Raw genomic sequence first — 20,180 nt, 5'->3', positions numbered from 1 at the left:
ATTATTTATCGCTTAATGCTACAATTGGTTTTACTCTTGCCGCTTTCATTGCCGGAATTAATCCTGCTAAAACTCCTGCAACAATCAATATTATAGTTGCGGTTACAACCATTGACATACTAACAGACGGGTTGGCAAAAGCACCTGTTTTAATACTAGGACCGATAGCTGCCAATAATCCCGTTGCAATTCCTAATCCTATAAATCCGGATAAGGCAGTTATAAAAACAGATTCGAACAAGACTAATTTTATAATCGACCACGGCTCAGCACCCAAAGCTTTACGTACACCAATTTCTTTTGTACGCTCTTTAATTATAAACACCATAATATTACCGATACCTACAATACCAGATAGTAATATTAAAAGCCCCACTATAATTACAGCGATATCTAAACCACCTGTAAAGTTGCTGATATCTTCAAAAACCTCTGCGTAGTTGAAGATTCTAATACCTGATTGATCCTTGGGCGCAATTTTAAAACGCCTCCTAAATACATTTTCTAACCTATCTGAAAACGCTAGTGCCTCTGTTAAATCGTAATTAGGGTTGTAGGTTAAAGCAATCTGATCAATGTGATCTGTTTGCCCATACATTTTTTGATATGTACTGGTAGGTGCATAGATGTTTCGCTCTGCATTATCATCACCGTCATCAGTGAAAGTACCGATGACTCTAAAAGGCAGTCCGTTGAACTCAACGAACTTGCCTAAAGCATCTTCGTTCTTAAATAAATCTTCCTCTACTTTTCTACCGATAACGGCAACTTTAGAGGCATTCATTAAATCATTAGTATTTATAAATCGACCCTTATTTACAATAGTCTTTTCAATAGCTTGGTGATCTGGGTAAACTGCCTGTATATTATAACTACCCGTTTCGCTCTTATAACGTGCCGATGTATTTTGATAAACTCTCGGACTAATGTATTCTACGTCGTTAGGAAAACTTCTTTTGATATATTCAATATCATCATTCGTCATTTGAATTCTCCGCCCAGCTTCAAATCCGCCATAGGCCAATGAAGTAGTACCTGTTCTAACAAAAATGGAGTTGGTAGCATCATCACTAAATTGAAGTGTGAATCCGTTTTGCATTCCCTTTACAGATGCCAATAGCAATACTAAAATAAATATACCCCAACCTACCGAAAACCCGGTAAGGAAAGTTCTAAGCTTGTTGTTGCTTATACTATGATATATTTCTTGCCAAATGTCTCTATCAAACATATTGTTCGGCTCTTACTTGTTCTATTTTCTTATCCTCTATAATTACCCCATCCTTTAAATGAACTATACGCTTACACATATCGGCAATATCAGGTTCGTGAGTAACTATCAAAATAGTATTACCGGCATCATTGATTTTCTGAATCAAGTCCATAACCTCATAAGAAGTTTTACTGTCTAAAGCACCTGTTGGCTCATCTGCCAATAAAACTTTAGGCTCTGCCGCCAATGCCCTTGCTATTGCGACACGTTGTTTTTGACCACCAGAAAGTTCGCTAGGTAAATGACCTGCCCATTCCTTTAAACCCACTTGAGTTAAATATTTTAAAGCTTTTTCTTGACGTTCTTTTCTTGGTACTTTTTGGTAGTATAATGGTAAGGCAACATTCTCTGCCGCACTTTTATAATTAATAAGGTTGAACGATTGAAAAACAAAACCTAAAAACTTGTTTCTGTATCTAGCAGCTTTAGTTTCGTTTAAATCTTTGATTGGAACATTATCTAAAATATACTCTCCAGAATCAGAGCTATCCAACATTCCTAAAATGTTTAATAAGGTAGATTTACCCGAACCAGAAGAGCCCATGATAGCTACTAACTCCCCTTCTTCAACATTAAAATTTATTCCTTTAAGAACGTGAAGAGAATTCTTGCCCATTTTATAGGACTTGTGAAGATCTTTGATTTGAATCATGTTGGTTGTTGTTTTGAACAATTTTTACACTGCCTATTCATTAGACTACCTAGTGTATAATTTGTTACATCAATTGATTATTTTTTTACTTTATTCATTTTCAGCAAGCTCGTCGGGCACTACCTCGTTCCATACCTTAATTTTATCACCTTCTTTAATGCCTGAATTTATTTGAACATGAATTCCATCGCTGATACCTAATTCAATATCTCTTCTTTCAAATTCTTGATCACCAGTTGCAATTTCTACAAATGGTTTTTTGGTTTTAACATCGAATTGCACCAAAGCTTCTTTCACAGCTAAAACGCTATCCGCACGCGCTAAAATTATAGATGCATTTGCACTTAAACCTGCTCTAATGAATACGGAGTCTTGTTTCTTAAGCGTCCCTTTTATTTCAAACTGTATAGCACCATTCTCTTCGTTTCCTTTAGGGGCTATATAATCTAATACAGCATCGAACACTTTATCTTCTATTGCACCAACGGTAATTTCTAACGGAAGATTCTCTTTAATTTTGCCAACTTCAGACTCATCGACCTTACCTTCAAAAATCATTTTATCAACATCTGCAATAGCTGCTATAGTAGTACCTTCATTAAAGTTATTACTTTCAATAACCTGATTACCTACTTCTACAGGTACTTCGAGTACCATACCACTAACCGTTGCTCTAATTTGTGTATTTGCGGCATTACCGAAACCAGAAGTAGTACCCGTTTTTACTATATCATATCTTTTATTAGCAGCTGCGTAAGATTGTTTCGACTGATCATAGCTGAGCTGAGCACGCTCTAAATCTACTTTAGAAATTACCCCTTTGGTAAACAATCCTTTTTGACGATCTAAATTACGTAATTGATCATCTAGGTTTATTTTAGCTTCATTAATATTATTCCTGGCATCATTTAAAGAGCTTAGATTTGGAACTACTTTAATGGTACAAAGCAAATCGCCAGATTTTACATAGTCGCCGCCTTCCACAAAAATCTTCTCTATAACTCCAGATATATTTGGTTTTATAAGCACCTCTTCTAATGGAAGAATACTACCCGTAGCCATGGTTTTTTTAATAATGGTCTGTTTAGAAGGTTCTTCTGTTTGATACACCACTGGGTCTTCTGCATTTTTTGAATACAAATAAAACATAGACCCGCCAAAGGCAAGCACTATAATAAGCAGGATGATAATTGTTGTTGACTTTTTCATTTTTTGATTGGTTATATTTTGATGATAATTTTATTCTGTTCTTAAAGCTTCAATTGGTCTTATTTTGATGGCACTCTGTGCAGGTATGAAGCCAGCTAACAATCCTGAAAATATTAAAATAACAAGTGCACTGACTACCACACCCAAACTTACACTAGGGTTCACAAACATGTCTACCGGACCCACGGAATCAAGCACCGCATTAACGCCATATATAAATGCTGCACCGAAAACAATGCCGATCATTCCGGATATGATAGTTAGGAAAATAGACTCCATTAAAATTTGTTTTTTGATGGACCATGGTGCCTCGCCCAAAGCCCTACGAATACCGATTTCTTTTGTTCGTTCTTTAATGACAATTAGCATAATATTACTAACACCAATAATTCCAGATAATAATACAAGTACTCCTACAAAATAAGCTACCCAACGTAATGCACCGAATAAACTTTCTACTCGATTATACTGTTCATACAAATCAAAATACCCGACGGCACGTTTATCATCGGGGTGAACTTTTCTATTCTCCTTAACGACATTTACAATTTCCTCTTTGAGATTAGAAATGGAACTACCATCTAGTGCTGTAATTGCCATCCACCCGACATCGTTACCCATATTAAAAGCTTGCGAGAATGCAGTAAATGGCACATAAATTTCTTTTTGACCTTCTTCACCACCGCCATCATCTTTCTTTTGATAGGTACCTACAACCATGAAATTGACTCCCTGAATTTTAATATAGGTTCCAAGTACTTTTTCACCTCGATCATAAAGTTCATTTCGTACGCCAACACCTATTACCGCAATTTTTCTTTTGTCTTGAATATCATTATGATTTACAAACCTACCAGATGTTATGGTCATAGGTTCTTGCCGGATAATCTCTGGATAATCTCCGTAGACGTTGAAAGCACCTGTTTTTAATCCGCGAACGACATTATTACCTCCTCCAAATCCACCCAACTGATTCCTAGGAGAGATGAATCTTAAATTAGGAATATTATCTTTTATAGATTGTACATCTTCTAGTTTAAAACTAAAACGTCTTCCTTTTGGCAGCCCTTTATATGACATGGTAGTATTACGTGACCACATGAACATGGTATTGGTAGCGATGTCTCCGAAATCGGCACGAATACCATTTTCCAAGCCTTTACCTGCAGCAAGTAATATAATCAGAATAAAAATACCCCAGCCCACACCAAAAGAAGTAGCCAATGTTCTAAATACATTACTAGATAATACTTCTAAGATTTCTTTCCAACGGTCTCTATTGAACATGGTTATATCTTAATTAATTATGCTTTTTTTATTTTTTACTACTCGTCCCTTAATGCTTCTATCACATGAATTTTAGCCGCTCGCCATGCAGGGAAAAATCCTGCTATCGCACCTGCAAAAATCAACACAAACACAGTAGTTAAGGCAACATTGAAATTCACTGAGGGATTTAGCACATAATCAACCTCTACATGCGGTCCCACAATTTCCAAAAGCCCCATGCTTAAAATGAGTCCCGTGAAACCCGCGATTGCAGTTATAAAAATTGCTTCATGCAAAATCATTCCAACAATAGACCATGGTTTAGCACCAAGTGCTTTTCGAATACCAATTTCTCTGGTACGTTCTTTAACTACTATCAACATAATATTACTAACACCAACAATACCAGCGATAATAGTACAAACCCCAACAAACCAAAAGAAGAATTTGATACCACCCATTAGTGCATAAAAGCGCTTAGCCTCTTCCATAGGGTTATATACTTGTATGGCACTAGTATCTTCTGGTGCCACCGTATGTGCTTTTTGTAAATACGATTTTAATTCGTTCTTAAATTTGATAGATTGTGCAACGGCAGTTTCAAAATCTTCTACAGGAGGTAATGTATAGGAAAGATTATTTAAGTGATCCGCTCCATTAAAAACCTGTTGTGCAGTACTTACAGGAATATAAATACGGTCTTCCTCGCGTTCGCCACCAATATCACCGTATACCCCAACAATCTTAAAAGGGATACCAGATAGGTCTAAAAACTCTCCTATAGGACTTTCTAATTCTGAAAATACTTCTCGATTGATCTTATTACTGATGATGGCAACTTTAGCTTTAGCATCAACATCTTGTTGATTAAGGAATCTACCTAAGGTCATAAACTCATTTTCGATAAATTGAAATTGATCAGAAACACCCTGTACATTATAAGCTAAAGACTCGCTACCATAGTTTACAAAAACATCTCTTACAAATAACCTTGGGGATTTATTCTCAATTTGATCCTCAAACAATACACCTGCCATGTCGTAATTCTCATTACGAAATTGAATAGGTCTACCTGGGTTCATACCCTTATAACCAATAGTGGTTACACCCGGCCAGACCCAAACACTTGTAGCAGCATCTTGCTCAAACTCTTTAGCAATACCATTTTGCATGCCTTGACCAAAACCTAATAAAATAACTAGAATGAAAATTCCCGAAGCAACGGAAAGTCCTGTGAGAAAAGTGCGTAACTTATTTTTGCGAATAGTATCGAAAATTTCTTGCCAACGTTCTAAGTCGAACATAAGATTGATTGATTAGTTTGATTGATGAATGCGATACAAGTATCACACAATCATAAGACTAACCAAATGGAAGAATGTTACACTATTTGTGTAAAAAAATTAAAAAATAAAATTAAGGTCTCATCTTTTTGTAGATAAAATAGAAAAGACCGGCTACCAAAACATACGGAACTGCCATCAAATAAACGATACCATTATTAATACCTTCAGCTGCCTTACCAGAAGATTCACTTTCTAAGACCGCTCTACACATTGCACATTGCGCTTCAGCATCTATTGGAATCAACAGAAAGAAAACTACTACCAATAATATATGTTTAATATGCATAGTATGGAGATATCATTAAATAAACTACAACACCGGTAACGGCAACATACAACCAAATAGGAAATGTATATTTCGCCAATGCCCTGTGATCTTCAAACTTCTTTAAATATGCCATAGCATATGTTCTAAGCACTAATGGAATTAGTGCTATGGAAAGTACGATATGAGTAATTAAAATAAAATAATAAACATATTTAATTGCCCCTACACCACCATAACTAGTAGAATCTGATGTCATGTGATAGGCAATATACATAATCAGAAATAGTAAAGACAACACAATATTGGTTGTCATTAAATTCTGATGCAACTTTTGATTGCCCTTTTTAATAGCCCATACAGCTACTAAAAGTAGTACAGCCGTAATTCCATTTATTGCGGCATAGATTGGAGGTAAAAATGAAAGTGGCTCAACATTTGGCAACTTAACACCAAAAAGAATGGCTACCACAATTGGTATAATAACAGAAACTACTGCAATTAATTTATTAAACTTTTTCTCGTCTTTAACGCTCCCTTGCATACCTAAAACTTATTCTTCTAATAATTTCTGAATGTCAATTTTCAGAATCCCTATTTCTTCCGTTTCACCGTGATCATTAACTCCTTTTTCTTCTAAAATAGCACCACGGTAATATACTATTGGGTTACCAAAGTCATCAATTCTTGATCGTAAGTAACCTTCTTTATCTACCAAGGCAAATAAACCTGAATGTTCAAACCCGCCAGGAACATCTGGCATTTCAGCTGCAAAAATATTAAAACCAGCATTTGCCAATTCATAAATATCATCATGATCACCGGTCATTAGATTCCAGTTTTTATCTTGAATCTGATATTTCTCTTTATAATTTCTTAGCACCTGTGGTGTATCAAACTCTGGTGTAATACTAAAAGATGCTATTGCAAAGTCATCGGCTTCTTTAAAATACTTTTGTACATCTACTAAGTTTGTTGTCATTACAGGACAAATACTTGGACATCTGGTAAAAAAGAAATCTACAACATACACCTTACCCAAATAATCTTCATCAGAAACAACAACACTATCTTGGTTTATAAACTCAAAAGCAGGCACTTTTCTTCGCTTACCATCTAACAATATATAGCCAAGCTTATCGCTACTCTTTTCACCAGAAACGTTTAAACGATCGTTCTCAACTACAGACCCAGAAGACAATCTTTCTACAATTCTTGGCACTACGATAATGCCAAAAATTAGGACAATAAGCGAAACCCAAACATATGTATACTTCTTATTCATTATTTAGATTGATCAGTATTATTCTTTTTTAATGCAAGTCTGTATTCGGCCAATACGATTTTTACGTCATCGATCATTTTATTATTCAAATCTGAAACGGAGTTAGAATCGAAACCATATTTTGTACCATCATCTTCATCATCTGACCTACCTCTTAATGTTAAGTCCTTATCGATTATAAAAACATACGGAGTACTATTTTTAGTATCTAATACAATGTCAGTTTTTAAACTATTAAAAAGATTTTTAATTTGAGTATCGTCAGCAGGCACAAAATTCCACTTATCATTATCTGCAAGGGTAGCCAGCTCCGTTTTAAGTGCTTCGACTTCATCTTTTGTATCGTTGGCAACCATCATAACAAATTGGATGTCTTTAAACTCGTAGAAGCGTTTATATATCTTTTGATTTATATTGAATGCATTACCTTTTCTACCTTCAACATCAGAACCTAAGAAACCTAATATGGTAATTTTACCTTTAAATCTAGCTTCATCAGAGAAATCTATTTCATGAACATTTTTTGTTAGCTGAGATAGCTTACCAAAATTAGTTACACCAGAAGCAAAGAATAAATATGCCACAATTGGCAGCACAAATAAGACAACAAGAACAAAGGTCTTTTTCATAAATGGGGAAGACTAGTTATTGAAACTATTTAATAAGTTACAATAGATATAATCAATAAATTACAAACTATACAAAAATAAAAAAGACGGTTATAAAACCGTCTCTTAATACTGTTAATTATAACTTAGAAGTTCCAACTTACAAAGCCATCTTTATATACGTTATAAATATAATCGGCTTCTACTAGCAGAATAAATGTCAAATAAATAACCAAAAATATTGGTGTCCAAACAATTGCTCTTCTTAATGAAGACTTCTCATCACGTAAATGCATAAAATCCCAAGCAATATAATAGGCTTTAACTAAGGTTAATATAATAAAAACCCAGTTGATCAATTTCATACCCAATACATAGGTATCAGTTAATGATGCTGGTTTAATAATACCTAAAACTACTTCTACTGCAGTTATAAGCGTTAAAAAAGCCAATACTCCCCAGATTTTCTGTGTGTTAGATTTGAACTTTACAAGTCCTCTAAAAATTTCTAATTTATGTCCGTCTGCCATTTTACTTTAATCTAAAATTCTATTTTCAGTAATGCTGTTTTTTCTTAATTGAATTATACTAAGTAGAAGAAGGTAAATACGAATACCCATACTAAATCTACAAAGTGCCAGTATAACCCGACTTTCTCTACCATTTCATAATGACCTCTTCTCTCATAAGTACCAATAACAACATTAAAGAAAATGATGATATTAATTACTACACCCGAGAATACGTGGAAACCGTGAAAACCTGTAATAAAGAAAAAGAAGTCAGCAAAAAGTCTACTTCCATATTCATTATGAATCAAATTAGCACCTTCAACAACTTGTGTTGCATCTGCCAATTTTGCTAATGAGGCTTTTCTATCTAAAAGTGTTTTCTCACCTTCTTCATTAATTTGTTCAGTTCTAATCAAAATATTAGAATCAGCTTTAAAACCTTCAACTACATCTTCTAGTGAAACACTAGTTAATGTTGGCTCCTGAAAAAACCAAAGTCCGTTTTTTCTTTCATGTATAATTCTATCACTAGGTATAGAAGCTGCAAAATCTGCTAACGAAGCCCTCTCACCTGTATCAGCTTTTACGAATTGTAATATTCTACCACCTTTAGTTTCTAAAGCACCATGGTCACCTTTAATAAAAGTACCCCATTCCCAAGCTTGAGAACCAACGAAGATGATACCTCCAATAACAGTAGCGAACATGTACCATGTAACTGCATTCTGTTTCATTTTATGACCAGCATCAACTGCTAAAACCATAGTTACAGATGACATAATCAAAACAAAAGTCATAAGTGCAACATAAATCATGGGGTAATTTCCATGAAAGAAAGGAACGTGTGTAAACACTTCGTCCGCTATTGGCCATGTTTCAATAAATTTAAATCTTGAAAAGCCGTATGCTGCTAAAAATCCAGAGAAAGTTAACGCATCCGATACAAGGAAAAACCACATCATTAATTTGCCGTAGCTTGCTCCTAGAGGCTGATTGCCACCACCCCATACGCTTGTTTCCGTTCCCGTAGTCACCGTAGAATTCATATACTAATTATCGTTTTAATAAAACTTTAGCAAATTTACATTTTTTTGAACTATTTAAAAACGCAATTTGACTCAAAACTGACTTTGATACTCTTTTTATTTCACAAAGAACATAAATAACACCAAATAGACCCATAATAAATCTAAGAAATGCCAGAATGTTGCCCCTAAGGTAACACCTAAATAGTTCTCTTTACTATATTTTCCTTTGTTTTGATTGTATAACACCACCAATAAAGATATCATACCCGCCACAACATGCACCACATGCACCATTGCAATTAAAAAGACATAAGATACTTTTATACTACTTGTAGGTCCTGTAAAGTAGTACCCTTCTGATACTAATTGAGAAAAACCCGAAAATTGTAGAAAAATAAAAAGTACTCCTAAACCTAACGTTGCCAATAGCCATTTAGTACCGCTTGCATTTTCACCTTCTCTAATTGCTTTCTTTGCCATCATATAGCTAAGACTACTAATAATGATAACGATAGTACTATACAGAAAGGAATTTGGTAGCGTTATATCACTAGACCAGTCTTCCCTTGAACTACTTACTATATAAGCACTTGTCCACCCTGCGAAACCCATTAATAGACTGATAATACCAAACCAAAGCATCATCTTCTTTGCTCTTGCATTTTTCTCTGCCGCCGTACCTTGTGTTAAATCCATAATTAAGCTAAAAATTTATCTATTACGTAAACTATTTGCATCAGCGTAATATAACTGACACTTGCCAACATTAATTTTCTTGCCGAAACATTATCGCGTTTTCTGTACAATTGAAATGCAAAACCTAACATAACTGCGCCCATCAAAAAGATTAGTACTGCAGCAACTACTGATAATTGTAGTCTACCTGTAATACCAAAAACTGGAATTATTGAAACTACCATCATCCAAATAGTATACATTATTATCTGTAATACAGTTGCTGCATCTTTCTTTCCTGTAGGTAACATTTTAAATCCACCAGCTGTATAGTCATCATCTAACATCCACCCTAATGCCCAAAAATGAGGGAACTGCCAGAAAAATTGAATCATAAATAGTGTGCCAGGCTCTATACCAAAATCATCAGTAGCAGCCACCCAACCTAACATAAAAGGTATTGCCCCAGGTATTGCACCTACAAACACGGCAAGCGGAGTTATTGTTTTTAGAGGGGTATAAACACTGGTATATAGAAATATAGAAATAGCCCCAAACATTGCTGTTTTAGGATTCAAAAGATAGAGAGACAATATACCGAGCAATGTTAGTACAATAGCTAGAGTCATTGCCGTATTAACGGACATACGACCTGTAGGAATAGGTCTATTTTTAGTACGCTTCATTAATGCGTCTAAATCTTTTTCTATAACTTGATTATACGCATTACTGGCACCAACCATACAATACCCACCAAAAGCAAGAAGCAGAACTTGAAACCATTGTATTTCATAAGCGCCTAAAAAGTATCCTGCTATCGAAGAAAAAACGACACTAATAGCTAATCTAGCTTTGGTAATCTCCTTAAAATCGGCAAAAATCAATGCAAATGCACCTTCCTTTTCCGAACCAACAGCCGTTTTCATACTCCTTTTTATAGATCTGCAAAGATAACCCCCAAGTCATATTTCTGCAACCTAAAAGCTTTATTTCTAGTATTATTGACCCTGTTAAAAACCAAACTACAAATACTACTATTAAATGACTGAATTAATTACGGTACAGTACGTAGTTTTCAACTTTCAATATCTAGATAAGACTCCCGTATTATAGAAGTATCAATCTCTAGTGAAAGTTGAAAGCAAAAAAAAATCCCGAGCAAATTGCTCGGGATTTTTTCTATATGATTAAAACAGTAAATAAATACTATTGTAATTTAAAGTTAATTGGAATACTAAAAGGAACACGTACTGCTCTACCTCTCTGCTTACCAGGTGTCATTTTAGGTAATTTACTAATAATTCTAGCAGCTTCTTTTTCTAAGTTCTTATCTGGTCCACGCATTCTAACGTTACCAATACTACCATCTTTTTGAATTACGAACATTACACTTACCCTACCTTGAACACCCATTTCTTGAGCAATTTCTGGGTAACGGAAGTTTTTACCAATGTGTTTTTGAATCATTTTGTTAAAACAAGCTCTTTTATCACTCTCGTTCTCACAACCTGGAAAAACAGGTACATCTTCAATAACAGCAAAAGGTACATCTACATCTTCTTCAATTTCATCAACAACAACATCGTCAACCTCAACGATTTCTTCTTCTTGACTAGTTTCAGTAGACTCGATTACAGTTTCTTCAACCTCTTCTTCATCTTCTACAACTTCAATAATTTCAGGTGCAGCTGGTGGTGGTGGAGGTGGTGGAGTTTTGATTTGTTCTGTCATTGGAACCTCTTCATCTAAAAGATCATCCACATTCATAGAAATATCATAATCATTTACCTCATCATAAGTTTTCCATTCAAATGCTACGAAAGTAAATAGCATTACTACGAATAAACCGATAACGAAATAAAGACTGCTGTTCTTTGTTAAATCCGCCTTTGGATTCTTTTTAGGTTCCATATATATTCAATTTAGTGATTGCTAATTTAACTAATTAATCCATAAAAATGCAACTAAAATTTTCATTTTAACGAGGGCACCCGAAAAAATAGAAATCTAACAGCCAACATTCCAACAATCGCTCCGGTAGAATTTGCAAGTGCATCTAGCGGATCCCCGTGTCTATCAGCGGTAGCTACATGCTGTATTACTTCAATAATTATGCCGTACAATACAGCAAATAAAACTATGTACCACAATAACTTAGACCTACCAATACCCTCTTCTTTGCTTTTAGGAATTGCCAAGTAACCCAGCACTACCATTACGGCATAGAACGTGAAATGCACAGCCTTATCCATATGTGGAATATTGAATCTTGAGGTACCAATTCCCGAGAAAGAAAATAAGCTGGAAAATGTTACAAACATCATCCAGCTTATGAAAAGTACTTTATAAATAGTGTTTTTAACCACCTATTGTCTCTTTATATGCAGCATCACTAAGCAAATCTTCCAATTCACTAGCGTCGCTAAATTTAATTTTCACCATCCAACCGTCACCATAAGGATCAGAATTTACTTTTTCTGGCTCGTCTTCTAGTGCTTCGTTGAACTCAACAATTTCACCAGATAATGGAGAAAATAAGTCAGAAACAGTTTTTACAGCTTCTACCGTACCAAAAATTGCTTCACGATCTAATGTTTCATCAAGGGTATCTACTTCTACATAAACAATATCACCTAATTCACCTTGTGCGAAATCTGTAATACCTACAGTAGCAACATCACCTTCTATCTTAACCCACTCGTGATCTTTCGTATATTTTAATTCAGCTGGTATATTCATTATAATTGTTTATTATTTTTTTTACTTCGGCAAATGTAAAGTTTTCAAATTAGGTTATCAAAACATTTATTAACGTTATCATATGTTTAAGAAGAGTACATAAAATATGTAACTAACTTTTACAAAATAACCGTATTAGTTACCAAAATTGTAGCGAATTGTAAATCCGGTATTTATAGTTGTTTGTGGAAAAGCGGTCGAGACTGCAAATTGAGAGAACGAATGATCGTAAAAGAACAATGCATTTAAGTTCTTACTTAATGCGTAATCTGCTGTAAACTTCAACGACATTAAATTCTGACCAGAAGTTATTTGATTGTTATTGATATCTAAATTTCTAATAATAGTAATATTATCTCGTAAGGTTACATCGGCTTTTAAGTTTAAGTCACCCTTCAATCTTGTTTTATTACCGCCAATATTGGTTACAAATTTTACATCTTTAAAACGATACCCTAAACCAACCGTATATTCTTTTCCATTGATCTCGGTCATTAAATCATTATCAAAACTTAATGATAATGCTCTATCTGTTCTTACTTCTGCTAATACACTAACAGAATTCTTCATTTCAAAATCTACACGAATTAACGGATTAAACTGATCCGTTAATACCACGTTGTTTAAAATTAAATCTGGTAAAATATCAAGATTCTCAGCATTAACAGGATCTTGACCATCATTGATCAACTGCACCTTCTCTAAATTCGTCTGGTATGAGTTAATACTATATGATGCGCGATACCCGTGACTTAAAGAAAAACGTTTGAATTTCTTTTTAAACCACTTGCTCTTCATTAAACCTGTATACTTAATACTCCAGTTAGGTATTGGAATATCTCTAAACGTATCTAAGTTTACACGTTCAGCATCTTGCCCAGTATACGCTGAAAAGAATGCAGGTAACAAGACACTCTGTTGTGTTTTTCCATATCCTTCAGGAAACTCACCATTCGCATCTACAGGTATACCTTGCTCTACCGCTATTCTATTAGCAATTGTAATTCTATTGTCTTTAAACTCTTGAAAAGTACTTGAGTCAAATTCATCACTCTTACCAAAAGCAGTACCAATCATCATTGTTGAAATACTAAAACTACCGTAGTTATTACCTAATTGTAGGTTATACTCTTGGTCAACCACATTAAAATTCTCTTGATAACTGTCTGAATATTGTCTGTCTGCCACCAAATCAATTGTAATATCTTTAGTTGGTTGCGCAGTTGCAGTAATATTCAATTGTTTATTTGTTCTTTGGATGAATTGCTCATTAAACTGCTCGAAACCTGTAAGCCAACCATTTCTAGCCGCTTCGTAACGGACATCTGACTGACTACCGAATAAGAAACCAATTGTAGGTTTAGTTGTACCAACGAACCCAACAGATTGCGTATACCCCGGAAGCACAGTACCATTATTCTCACTATAGTTAAAGTTTAATCTTTTCACCATGGTAACCACATCTACAACCGTATTGAACAAATCACTGGTCTTGCCTTTAATTTTCTCTTGATCTTCAGATAATGCACCCGATTTATCTCTACGTATTGGACCTTTAGTAGATGCTTTTGGAGCTTCTCGTTTTTTAAGTCCGATTAAGTCATAGAACTTTTGCATTGTTAAAGACGATGTTATCGTATGCGTATTGGCATTCTGTACCGTATTAATATATTCACCGGCTACTTCAAACAATGCATCACCACCTCTTTGCCAATCGAAATTACTGGTATAGGAATATTGCGTACTTATAAAGTCTAAAGCAGGTATCTTAGAAAAAGGCACTTCATAATTCAACTGCATTTGTTGAGAATGTCTATTCGGTTCACCTACATCAAAAAAGCCGTCCCACAAGCCTAATTCATTTCTTATTCTATCTACAGATTCTAAAGGCTCATTTTCGTTTAGATAATTTCTAACAATATTATTATTAGATCCAGTAAGATTTAATCGCAACGATTTTGTCAAATTATAGTTAATAGCATACTGCCAATTAAATAAATAATTACGCTGCTGCAACTCTGGTAATGAAATTCTATCTTCACCATCAGTATACACATCTCTAAAACGTTGTGCATTAAACTGTCTATTAATATTAGAGGTTACACCAACATTGGACGGTAACAAATTTAAGTTCAAATCTTTTAGCCATTTCCAGTATTTACCTGTAAAAAGTGAATCTTTTTTAGCAAACGGAGCAACTTCTACCGGTTCAAAACTGTGATTGTACACAAAACCAGTATTCACATTTTGCTCTTTTAGCTCGGCAATTTCAAAATCTCTATGATCAGTTTCGTTATAGCTATAGTTAAATGTAAAGTTTTCGATATCGTAGAAGTTAGCATCTGCTTCTTCGCCACGGTCTTTACGAACACCAATTAGGTTGATACTAGTCCGTTTTGTATAATCTTCAGCTTGCTCCAAAACATCATCTTTACCCTCTTGAGTAGCTTCAGCCGCAATTCTATCTTCTAGTTTTAAATCATCATATACAGGATCAAACTCTGGAGTTATCATTTGCTCTGATATCCCATAATTAAACGGTAACTGAATACCCCATTTCTTAGGAAGTAATTGCCCAACATTAACATTGGTAACTACATCATATGAAATAACATCTTCACGAGCACGTTCATTCGGCATTTGATCTATAGAACCAAAACCAGAAGTACTTTTACTACCAGTGGCACTAAAATTGGCGAAATCGGCAATATTACCATCAATCGCAGCAATTGCAGCCCAACCACCATTATTATCTAAACCAGCTAAACGAAGTTCATTGAACCAAACCTCACCTCTTGCCGGTAAAATATCTTGATTCTTAACCCCTACCATCATAGTACGTATACTACCTAAAGAAGGATTACCTTTTATACCAATACGAACTCTACCAGGCGTACGAACATCAAACTCACCTACAGGCATAACTTCGCCGTTTTCAATTTCAAAGAAACGAACATCACTAAGATCGCCGTCTGCTATCCATTGCGATTTCACCTTTGTTAAATCACTAAGAAGAATATTCATTTCATTATTCTCTGGCCAAACCTCATCATCTGCAACCGCAGTAAAAGGTGTGAACTCTAATGGTAATTCTATTTGATAGTAGTTTTGGGTAAAATCTGTACCCATACGTAAGAAACCAACTAAAGGTGTAGAAGTATCTGCATAATCACTATCTATAATTTTTTCGGCATGTATGAACATTTTCATTTTCTCATATTGACGAATATCAACATTCAAATTTTTAAATACTCCACGCGAATCTTCAGATTCTAAATTAGACACCGTTAACGAAAGAGACTGCTCATTCTGGCGTATAATGGTATTGTTATTATTTAATTGTTCCCTAATAACACCAGGTGGCAATACATAAGGTATTGGCGTTCTACTGCTATTCTCTTCAATATTTACTGTATTTACATCTAAGGTTGTACCATCATCAGATGGGTCACTATCAATATTCTTATCTTGTAAAGTACTAGTATACGTACGCCAATCTCCTCTAACTAAATCTAAAGTAGCAAAACGTAAAATTGTAGGACTGTTAAACCCAGTCATATACATACGCATAAAACTAATAGACCTAAAATCTGTAATACCACCTACTGCATCAGTAAAGTCACTTAACGGAATTTTATATTGGATCCATCGGTAGTTTACATCGTCGCCATTAGGTATTCTAATATCTCCACTTGCCGTACCTTCAATAATGTCAGTTACATACTCGTCATTAATTGTAGTATTTGGCTTTATTGAAATACGATATTCGTAATAACTATTAACCGTATTCATGGTTAAATCCCTATCAACATCTTCCACATCTGGCAATGTAGTAGAACCTCTATCTGTATTGGTCACCGTAACAGGTGAGTTACCTTGAGGGTTATTAAAATCTATATATCTATCTAGAATACTACCTTCTCTATTTAGGTAATACCCGTAGTTATCTAAAGCAGGATCATCACCACCGTTATTCGTATACACATCAGCTTCACGTACGTCATCTAAACCATCAAAACCAATATCTTGTAAACCTCTATTATTCTCATCAGCATCAAAAGCATACACCAATGATTGTGTTGCTGGTACTTCACCCCAAGAAGTAGGTGAAACAAAATCATTACTATTTACTCCAGGCAATCCGTTTTCATATTGCTTTTTACCATCACGTAAAATATCTTCAGAAATATTACCTAGGTTAAAAACCAATTCACCTGGTCCGTTTGCAATACCATCAACATAGGGATCCATTACCCAAAACTGAACAAATTCAACATTACTTTGTTCAAAATCTGTACTGCTTAATGAACGCATCATACCACCCCACTTATCAGTAGGCGCTTGAGTTTCAAAATCAGGATTGTTATTATACGGACCTTTAGTGGTTGGATAATACACCATGTCTAAAGTAGACTGTACCTGTGTTTGCCCTTGAGCAACATCAGTCTCAGGAAAAACTTCATCGATATACACTCTCCGAGTAGCGTTTGTTGAAATATCATCATCGCTAATCTCAGCAGGTCTTTGTGTGGTAAAGAATATTGGATCTATAGTATACCAAGACAACTTAGCTCTACCATAACCGTTCAATAGGTTATTTAAGTCTTCAGGTGAACTACCAAATGGCTGATCCGAGTTACCAAATTCTAATGGCATACTAGCAAGAGACCACCCAAGAGAAGCTCTAATATCTATCAGTGCCTGTGCTCCTTCAAAATCATCTAAATATGTTGTAGTCTCGCCTTCAAAATCAGCATTTTTAGGTGAACTAGGTATTAAAGCTGCCATCTCTGCTCTAACAGAAATATTAGAAGGCACATCAGTATCTATATTTGGTAATTTATTGACCATACGGGTCAAGAAAGGCACCTCTGTAGAGAAATTAGTATTTAACCCGAATATGGTATTATTTACAGATTCTACTCCGTAGGTAGATTTTTGCGTTAATGGTCTTTCGTTAAGGTTTAACAATGTACCACCTAAAACAAATTTCTCATTAAATTGATGTTCTACATTTACACCCGTAAAACGACGTGTTTGTTGTCCGAATACCGCATTGTTTTCTACCGATATATTGATAGGCACATTAGAAGCTTCTAAACTAGGGTCTAATATTTGTACGGTACCCGATTGATAGTTTACCGTATAATCGATACCCTCTTGTAAGGTTCTACCATTTGCAGTAACCGTTACCGAACCTTGAGGTACGTTAAAAGCACCAATAGAAATACCATTACTACCCTCTGATTTATAAGAACCTTTTAATATGAATTTATTTTTTTCAGGATCTTGAAGTGCCGCTGTTTTAGTTAAAGAGTACATATCTCTAAATACATACTGCTCTTGGTTCGCATTATAGCCAGAAGTAACATCATACTGACCACTGTTACCATTCTGTAGTTTTTCGTACAAGGACTCCCCAAAAGGTTCTACTGTGGTAAATATGATGCGACCATTCTGCACATCTATAGTTTGTCCACTTATAAAATCAAAGAAGCCATCACCACCAGGTTGAATATCATTATAAACATTCAATCTATCTAAATTAAAGACATTCAAAAGAATACTTTCTTCCAACCCTTCTGGCCAACCAGATCCAGGACCTTCTTCAATAGGAGTAATATAGTTTCTTGGCGTAGGATCAGAATATAAAATATTCATTTTAAAATCTTCCTCGCTTAAACTATATGCACCAGTTGCGTAAATATTCTTCATCATCAAATCCCAAATAGGATCAGTGATATTGGTAATATTACTTTTAAGAAGTTTAAGAATTAAGGTATTATTTTCAATAACTGTATTTACAGTCTGCGTAACTGTAGTAGCTTCAATACCGCCATTTGCAAATTCACCAACTTGGTATACTTGACCTTGAAATGTATACTGATAAGCAACACCTAAAACCTCATCATTACTTAAACGTTGGTTTAAAGAAATATAACCTAACTGTGTATTGAAATCGAAATCCCTACCTTGTTCTAACTTTCTTGCATTCTCTAAATACGCATAATCAAAACCTTGATTAGGATTGTATCCTCCTGCGAAACTACCAGCATTGAATCCGCTTTCTACCGTTGCAATCTCCCTAATATTATCATTTAACGCACCATTATTGGTCAATATCAAAGCGGGATCATAATCATTGGCGTTGTTTCTAGGTCTTAAATCTGCAGGATTATTAAAGAAACCGCTTCCACTACCGCTATTCTGTCCAACTCTAGTTTTCGTGATATCTGATTCACCTAAATCTTGAATTGCCACAACGTTACGTACATTTAATGTCTGTTGAGATCTATTTGTAATCCAAACCTCAATTCGGGTAATCTGTACCTGACTCTTTATATAAGGATAAGAAGAAAGTGCTTCATCATAATTATCTCTAAAGTACTGTGCCAAGAAGAAGTGTCTATTTTCATCATAATCTAAAGCTGTAAGAGAGAAATCATTTAATGTACCACCACCTTGCGCAACCACAGTGTTATTTTGCGAGCGTTGCTCAGAAAAAACAGCGGTTACCGAAGTTTTACCAAATTGCAGCTTCGTTTTTACACCAAATAAACTTTGTGCACCAGAAATTAGAGAACTATTAAGTGGCATGTTTACGTTACCAACTTCTATAGATTGAATGATATCATCTTCTGTTGGTGTATAATCTAACTTAACAATATTTTGGAAATCGAAAGTTGCTTCTGTATCGTAATTGGCGGTTACCTGTAAACGCTCCCCTATTTGACCCAACATACTAAGACTAATACGTTGATCAAAATCAAAGGAAAGATTCGTTCTGTTTCTTGGTGATAAAGATGGGTTATCATTTTTCTGCCAGATAACACCTAAATCCATCGCAACAGATCCTTGTGGAATTATCTCTATAGTATTACCACCAAAAATGGTTGAAAAGAAATCGTTATTTACATAAAAGTTAGGAAGTAAATTTTTACGAGCTTCTTCACTACCTTCTTTTTTACCTGAATATGCGTCAGATTTTTCTTTGAAATATGATTTTATTCCTTCTTCCCTAATCAATTTAAAATATTGATCTGGTGTAAGAATTATAGGATAACCGATATTAAAATCGCCCACACTCTCATTATAGATATATCGATCAAGTTCTGGGTCATAAATATACCTAGACACAATACTTTCTGGATTTTCAATTAGAATTCTCCCCAGATCATACCCTGTTTTTACCGAATCAATTTCCTGTTCTTCTGTTTCTTGCGCCACAACAGTTGTCATGGAACCCAAAAACATAAAGAATACAAAGATGTGCTTAAAAGAAATTTTAAGAAATTTAGTTACCCCGTTTTTCAAACTTA

17 protein-coding genes are annotated in these 20,180 nt (G+C 34.8%); all 17 read right to left on the bottom strand.

Annotation, left to right across the window (positions count from 1 at the left end; genetic code table 11):
• Position 1 precedes the first annotated feature (1 nt).
• The gene (locus tag BUC31_RS06715) at positions 2–1,231 is read right to left on the bottom strand and encodes an ABC transporter permease (RefSeq protein WP_073242405.1); all 1,230 of its coding nucleotides are present in this window, start codon (positions 1,229–1,231) and stop codon (positions 2–4) included.
• On the bottom strand, positions 1,224–1,925 hold the full coding sequence (locus BUC31_RS06710) for an ABC transporter ATP-binding protein (RefSeq protein ID WP_073242403.1): 702 nt from the start codon (positions 1,923–1,925) through the stop codon (positions 1,224–1,226). Before BUC31_RS06710 ends, BUC31_RS06715 begins: the two co-directional genes overlap by 8 nt.
• A 90-nt stretch (positions 1,926–2,015) precedes the next feature.
• Positions 2,016–3,134, bottom strand: a complete 1,119-nt coding sequence (locus BUC31_RS06705) for an efflux RND transporter periplasmic adaptor subunit (protein WP_073242402.1) — start codon at positions 3,132–3,134, stop codon at positions 2,016–2,018.
• A 30-nt stretch (positions 3,135–3,164) separates the two neighbouring features.
• Complete coding sequence (locus BUC31_RS06700) at positions 3,165–4,421, bottom strand: ABC transporter permease (RefSeq protein ID WP_073242400.1); 1,257 nt, start codon at positions 4,419–4,421, stop codon at positions 3,165–3,167.
• Between the two features lie 38 nt (positions 4,422–4,459).
• Positions 4,460–5,707, bottom strand: a complete 1,248-nt coding sequence (locus BUC31_RS06695; RefSeq protein ID WP_073242398.1) for an ABC transporter permease — start codon at positions 5,705–5,707, stop codon at positions 4,460–4,462.
• A 112-nt stretch (positions 5,708–5,819) separates the two neighbouring features.
• Positions 5,820–6,035, bottom strand: a complete 216-nt coding sequence (locus BUC31_RS06690) for a hypothetical protein (RefSeq protein ID WP_073242396.1) — start codon at positions 6,033–6,035, stop codon at positions 5,820–5,822.
• A complete protein-coding gene (locus BUC31_RS06685) occupies positions 6,025–6,558 on the bottom strand; it encodes a DUF420 domain-containing protein (RefSeq protein ID WP_073242394.1) in 534 nt (177 codons plus the stop codon). The genes BUC31_RS06690 and BUC31_RS06685 overlap by 11 nt, the downstream gene beginning before the upstream one ends.
• A 9-nt stretch (positions 6,559–6,567) precedes the next feature.
• A complete protein-coding gene (locus tag BUC31_RS06680; RefSeq protein WP_073242393.1) occupies positions 6,568–7,299 on the bottom strand; it encodes an SCO family protein in 732 nt (243 codons plus the stop codon).
• Positions 7,299–7,928 carry a thioredoxin domain-containing protein gene (locus BUC31_RS06675; RefSeq protein WP_073242391.1) on the bottom strand — a complete coding sequence of 210 codons (630 nt, stop codon included), beginning with the start codon at positions 7,926–7,928 and terminating at the stop codon, positions 7,299–7,301. Before BUC31_RS06675 ends, BUC31_RS06680 begins: the two co-directional genes overlap by 1 nt.
• Positions 7,929–8,053: 125 nt before the next feature.
• Positions 8,054–8,437: a cytochrome C oxidase subunit IV family protein gene (locus tag BUC31_RS06670; protein WP_073242389.1), complete on the bottom strand. Its 384-nt coding sequence runs from the start codon at positions 8,435–8,437 to the stop codon at positions 8,054–8,056.
• Positions 8,438–8,490: 53 nt separating this feature from the next.
• A complete protein-coding gene (locus tag BUC31_RS06665; RefSeq protein ID WP_073242387.1) occupies positions 8,491–9,465 on the bottom strand; it encodes a cytochrome c oxidase subunit 3 in 975 nt (324 codons plus the stop codon).
• Between the two features lie 96 nt (positions 9,466–9,561).
• Positions 9,562–10,143 carry a cytochrome c oxidase subunit 3 gene (locus tag BUC31_RS06660; protein WP_073242385.1) on the bottom strand — a complete coding sequence of 194 codons (582 nt, stop codon included), beginning with the start codon at positions 10,141–10,143 and terminating at the stop codon, positions 9,562–9,564.
• A gap of 2 nt (positions 10,144–10,145) precedes the next feature.
• Complete coding sequence (gene cyoE, locus BUC31_RS06655; RefSeq protein WP_073242383.1) at positions 10,146–11,048, bottom strand: heme o synthase; 903 nt, start codon at positions 11,046–11,048, stop codon at positions 10,146–10,148.
• Between the two features lie 280 nt (positions 11,049–11,328).
• Positions 11,329–12,033, bottom strand: a complete 705-nt coding sequence (locus BUC31_RS06650; RefSeq protein WP_073242381.1) for an energy transducer TonB — start codon at positions 12,031–12,033, stop codon at positions 11,329–11,331.
• Between the two features lie 62 nt (positions 12,034–12,095).
• Positions 12,096–12,443 (bottom strand): VanZ family protein, encoded by a 348-nt coding sequence (locus BUC31_RS06645; RefSeq protein ID WP_073242379.1) that lies wholly within the window; start codon positions 12,441–12,443, stop codon positions 12,096–12,098.
• A 37-nt stretch (positions 12,444–12,480) separates the two neighbouring features.
• Positions 12,481–12,861, bottom strand: coding sequence for a glycine cleavage system protein GcvH (gene gcvH, locus BUC31_RS06640; protein WP_073242377.1), 381 nt, complete (start codon positions 12,859–12,861; stop codon positions 12,481–12,483).
• Positions 12,862–12,996: 135 nt separating this feature from the next.
• Positions 12,997–20,175, bottom strand: a complete 7,179-nt coding sequence (gene sov, locus BUC31_RS06635; protein ID WP_073242376.1) for a T9SS outer membrane translocon Sov/SprA — start codon at positions 20,173–20,175, stop codon at positions 12,997–12,999.
• Positions 20,176–20,180 lie beyond the last annotated feature (5 nt).

It is taken from the genome of Maribacter aquivivus (genome assembly GCF_900142175.1).
Classification (GTDB): Bacteria; Bacteroidota; Bacteroidia; order Flavobacteriales; family Flavobacteriaceae; genus Maribacter; species Maribacter aquivivus.
This window is presented reverse-complemented; position numbering and strand designations above follow the sequence as displayed.

Excerpts from the sequence above, each read along its gene's own strand:
- BUC31_RS06715 (WP_073242405.1), bottom strand. The coding sequence starts at position 1,231 with ATGTTTGATAGAGACATTTGGCAAGAAATATATCATAGTATAAGCAAC.
- BUC31_RS06710 (WP_073242403.1), bottom strand. The coding sequence starts at position 1,925 with ATGATTCAAATCAAAGATCTTCACAAGTCCTATAAAATGGGCAAGAAT.
- BUC31_RS06705 (WP_073242402.1), bottom strand. The coding sequence starts at position 3,134 with ATGAAAAAGTCAACAACAATTATCATCCTGCTTATTATAGTGCTTGCC.
- BUC31_RS06700 (WP_073242400.1), bottom strand. The coding sequence starts at position 4,421 with ATGTTCAATAGAGACCGTTGGAAAGAAATCTTAGAAGTATTATCTAGT.
- BUC31_RS06695 (WP_073242398.1), bottom strand. The coding sequence starts at position 5,707 with ATGTTCGACTTAGAACGTTGGCAAGAAATTTTCGATACTATTCGCAAA.
- BUC31_RS06690 (WP_073242396.1), bottom strand. The coding sequence starts at position 6,035 with ATGCATATTAAACATATATTATTGGTAGTAGTTTTCTTTCTGTTGATT.
- BUC31_RS06685 (WP_073242394.1), bottom strand. The coding sequence starts at position 6,558 with ATGCAAGGGAGCGTTAAAGACGAGAAAAAGTTTAATAAATTAATTGCA.
- BUC31_RS06680 (WP_073242393.1), bottom strand. The coding sequence starts at position 7,299 with ATGAATAAGAAGTATACATATGTTTGGGTTTCGCTTATTGTCCTAATT.
- BUC31_RS06675 (WP_073242391.1), bottom strand. The coding sequence starts at position 7,928 with ATGAAAAAGACCTTTGTTCTTGTTGTCTTATTTGTGCTGCCAATTGTG.
- BUC31_RS06670 (WP_073242389.1), bottom strand. The coding sequence starts at position 8,437 with ATGGCAGACGGACATAAATTAGAAATTTTTAGAGGACTTGTAAAGTTC.
- BUC31_RS06665 (WP_073242387.1), bottom strand. The coding sequence starts at position 9,465 with ATGAATTCTACGGTGACTACGGGAACGGAAACAAGCGTATGGGGTGGT.
- BUC31_RS06660 (WP_073242385.1), bottom strand. The coding sequence starts at position 10,143 with ATGGATTTAACACAAGGTACGGCGGCAGAGAAAAATGCAAGAGCAAAG.
- cyoE (WP_073242383.1), bottom strand. The coding sequence starts at position 11,048 with ATGAAAACGGCTGTTGGTTCGGAAAAGGAAGGTGCATTTGCATTGATT.
- BUC31_RS06650 (WP_073242381.1), bottom strand. The coding sequence starts at position 12,033 with ATGGAACCTAAAAAGAATCCAAAGGCGGATTTAACAAAGAACAGCAGT.
- BUC31_RS06645 (WP_073242379.1), bottom strand. The coding sequence starts at position 12,443 with ATGTTTGTAACATTTTCCAGCTTATTTTCTTTCTCGGGAATTGGTACC.
- gcvH (WP_073242377.1), bottom strand. The coding sequence starts at position 12,861 with ATGAATATACCAGCTGAATTAAAATATACGAAAGATCACGAGTGGGTT.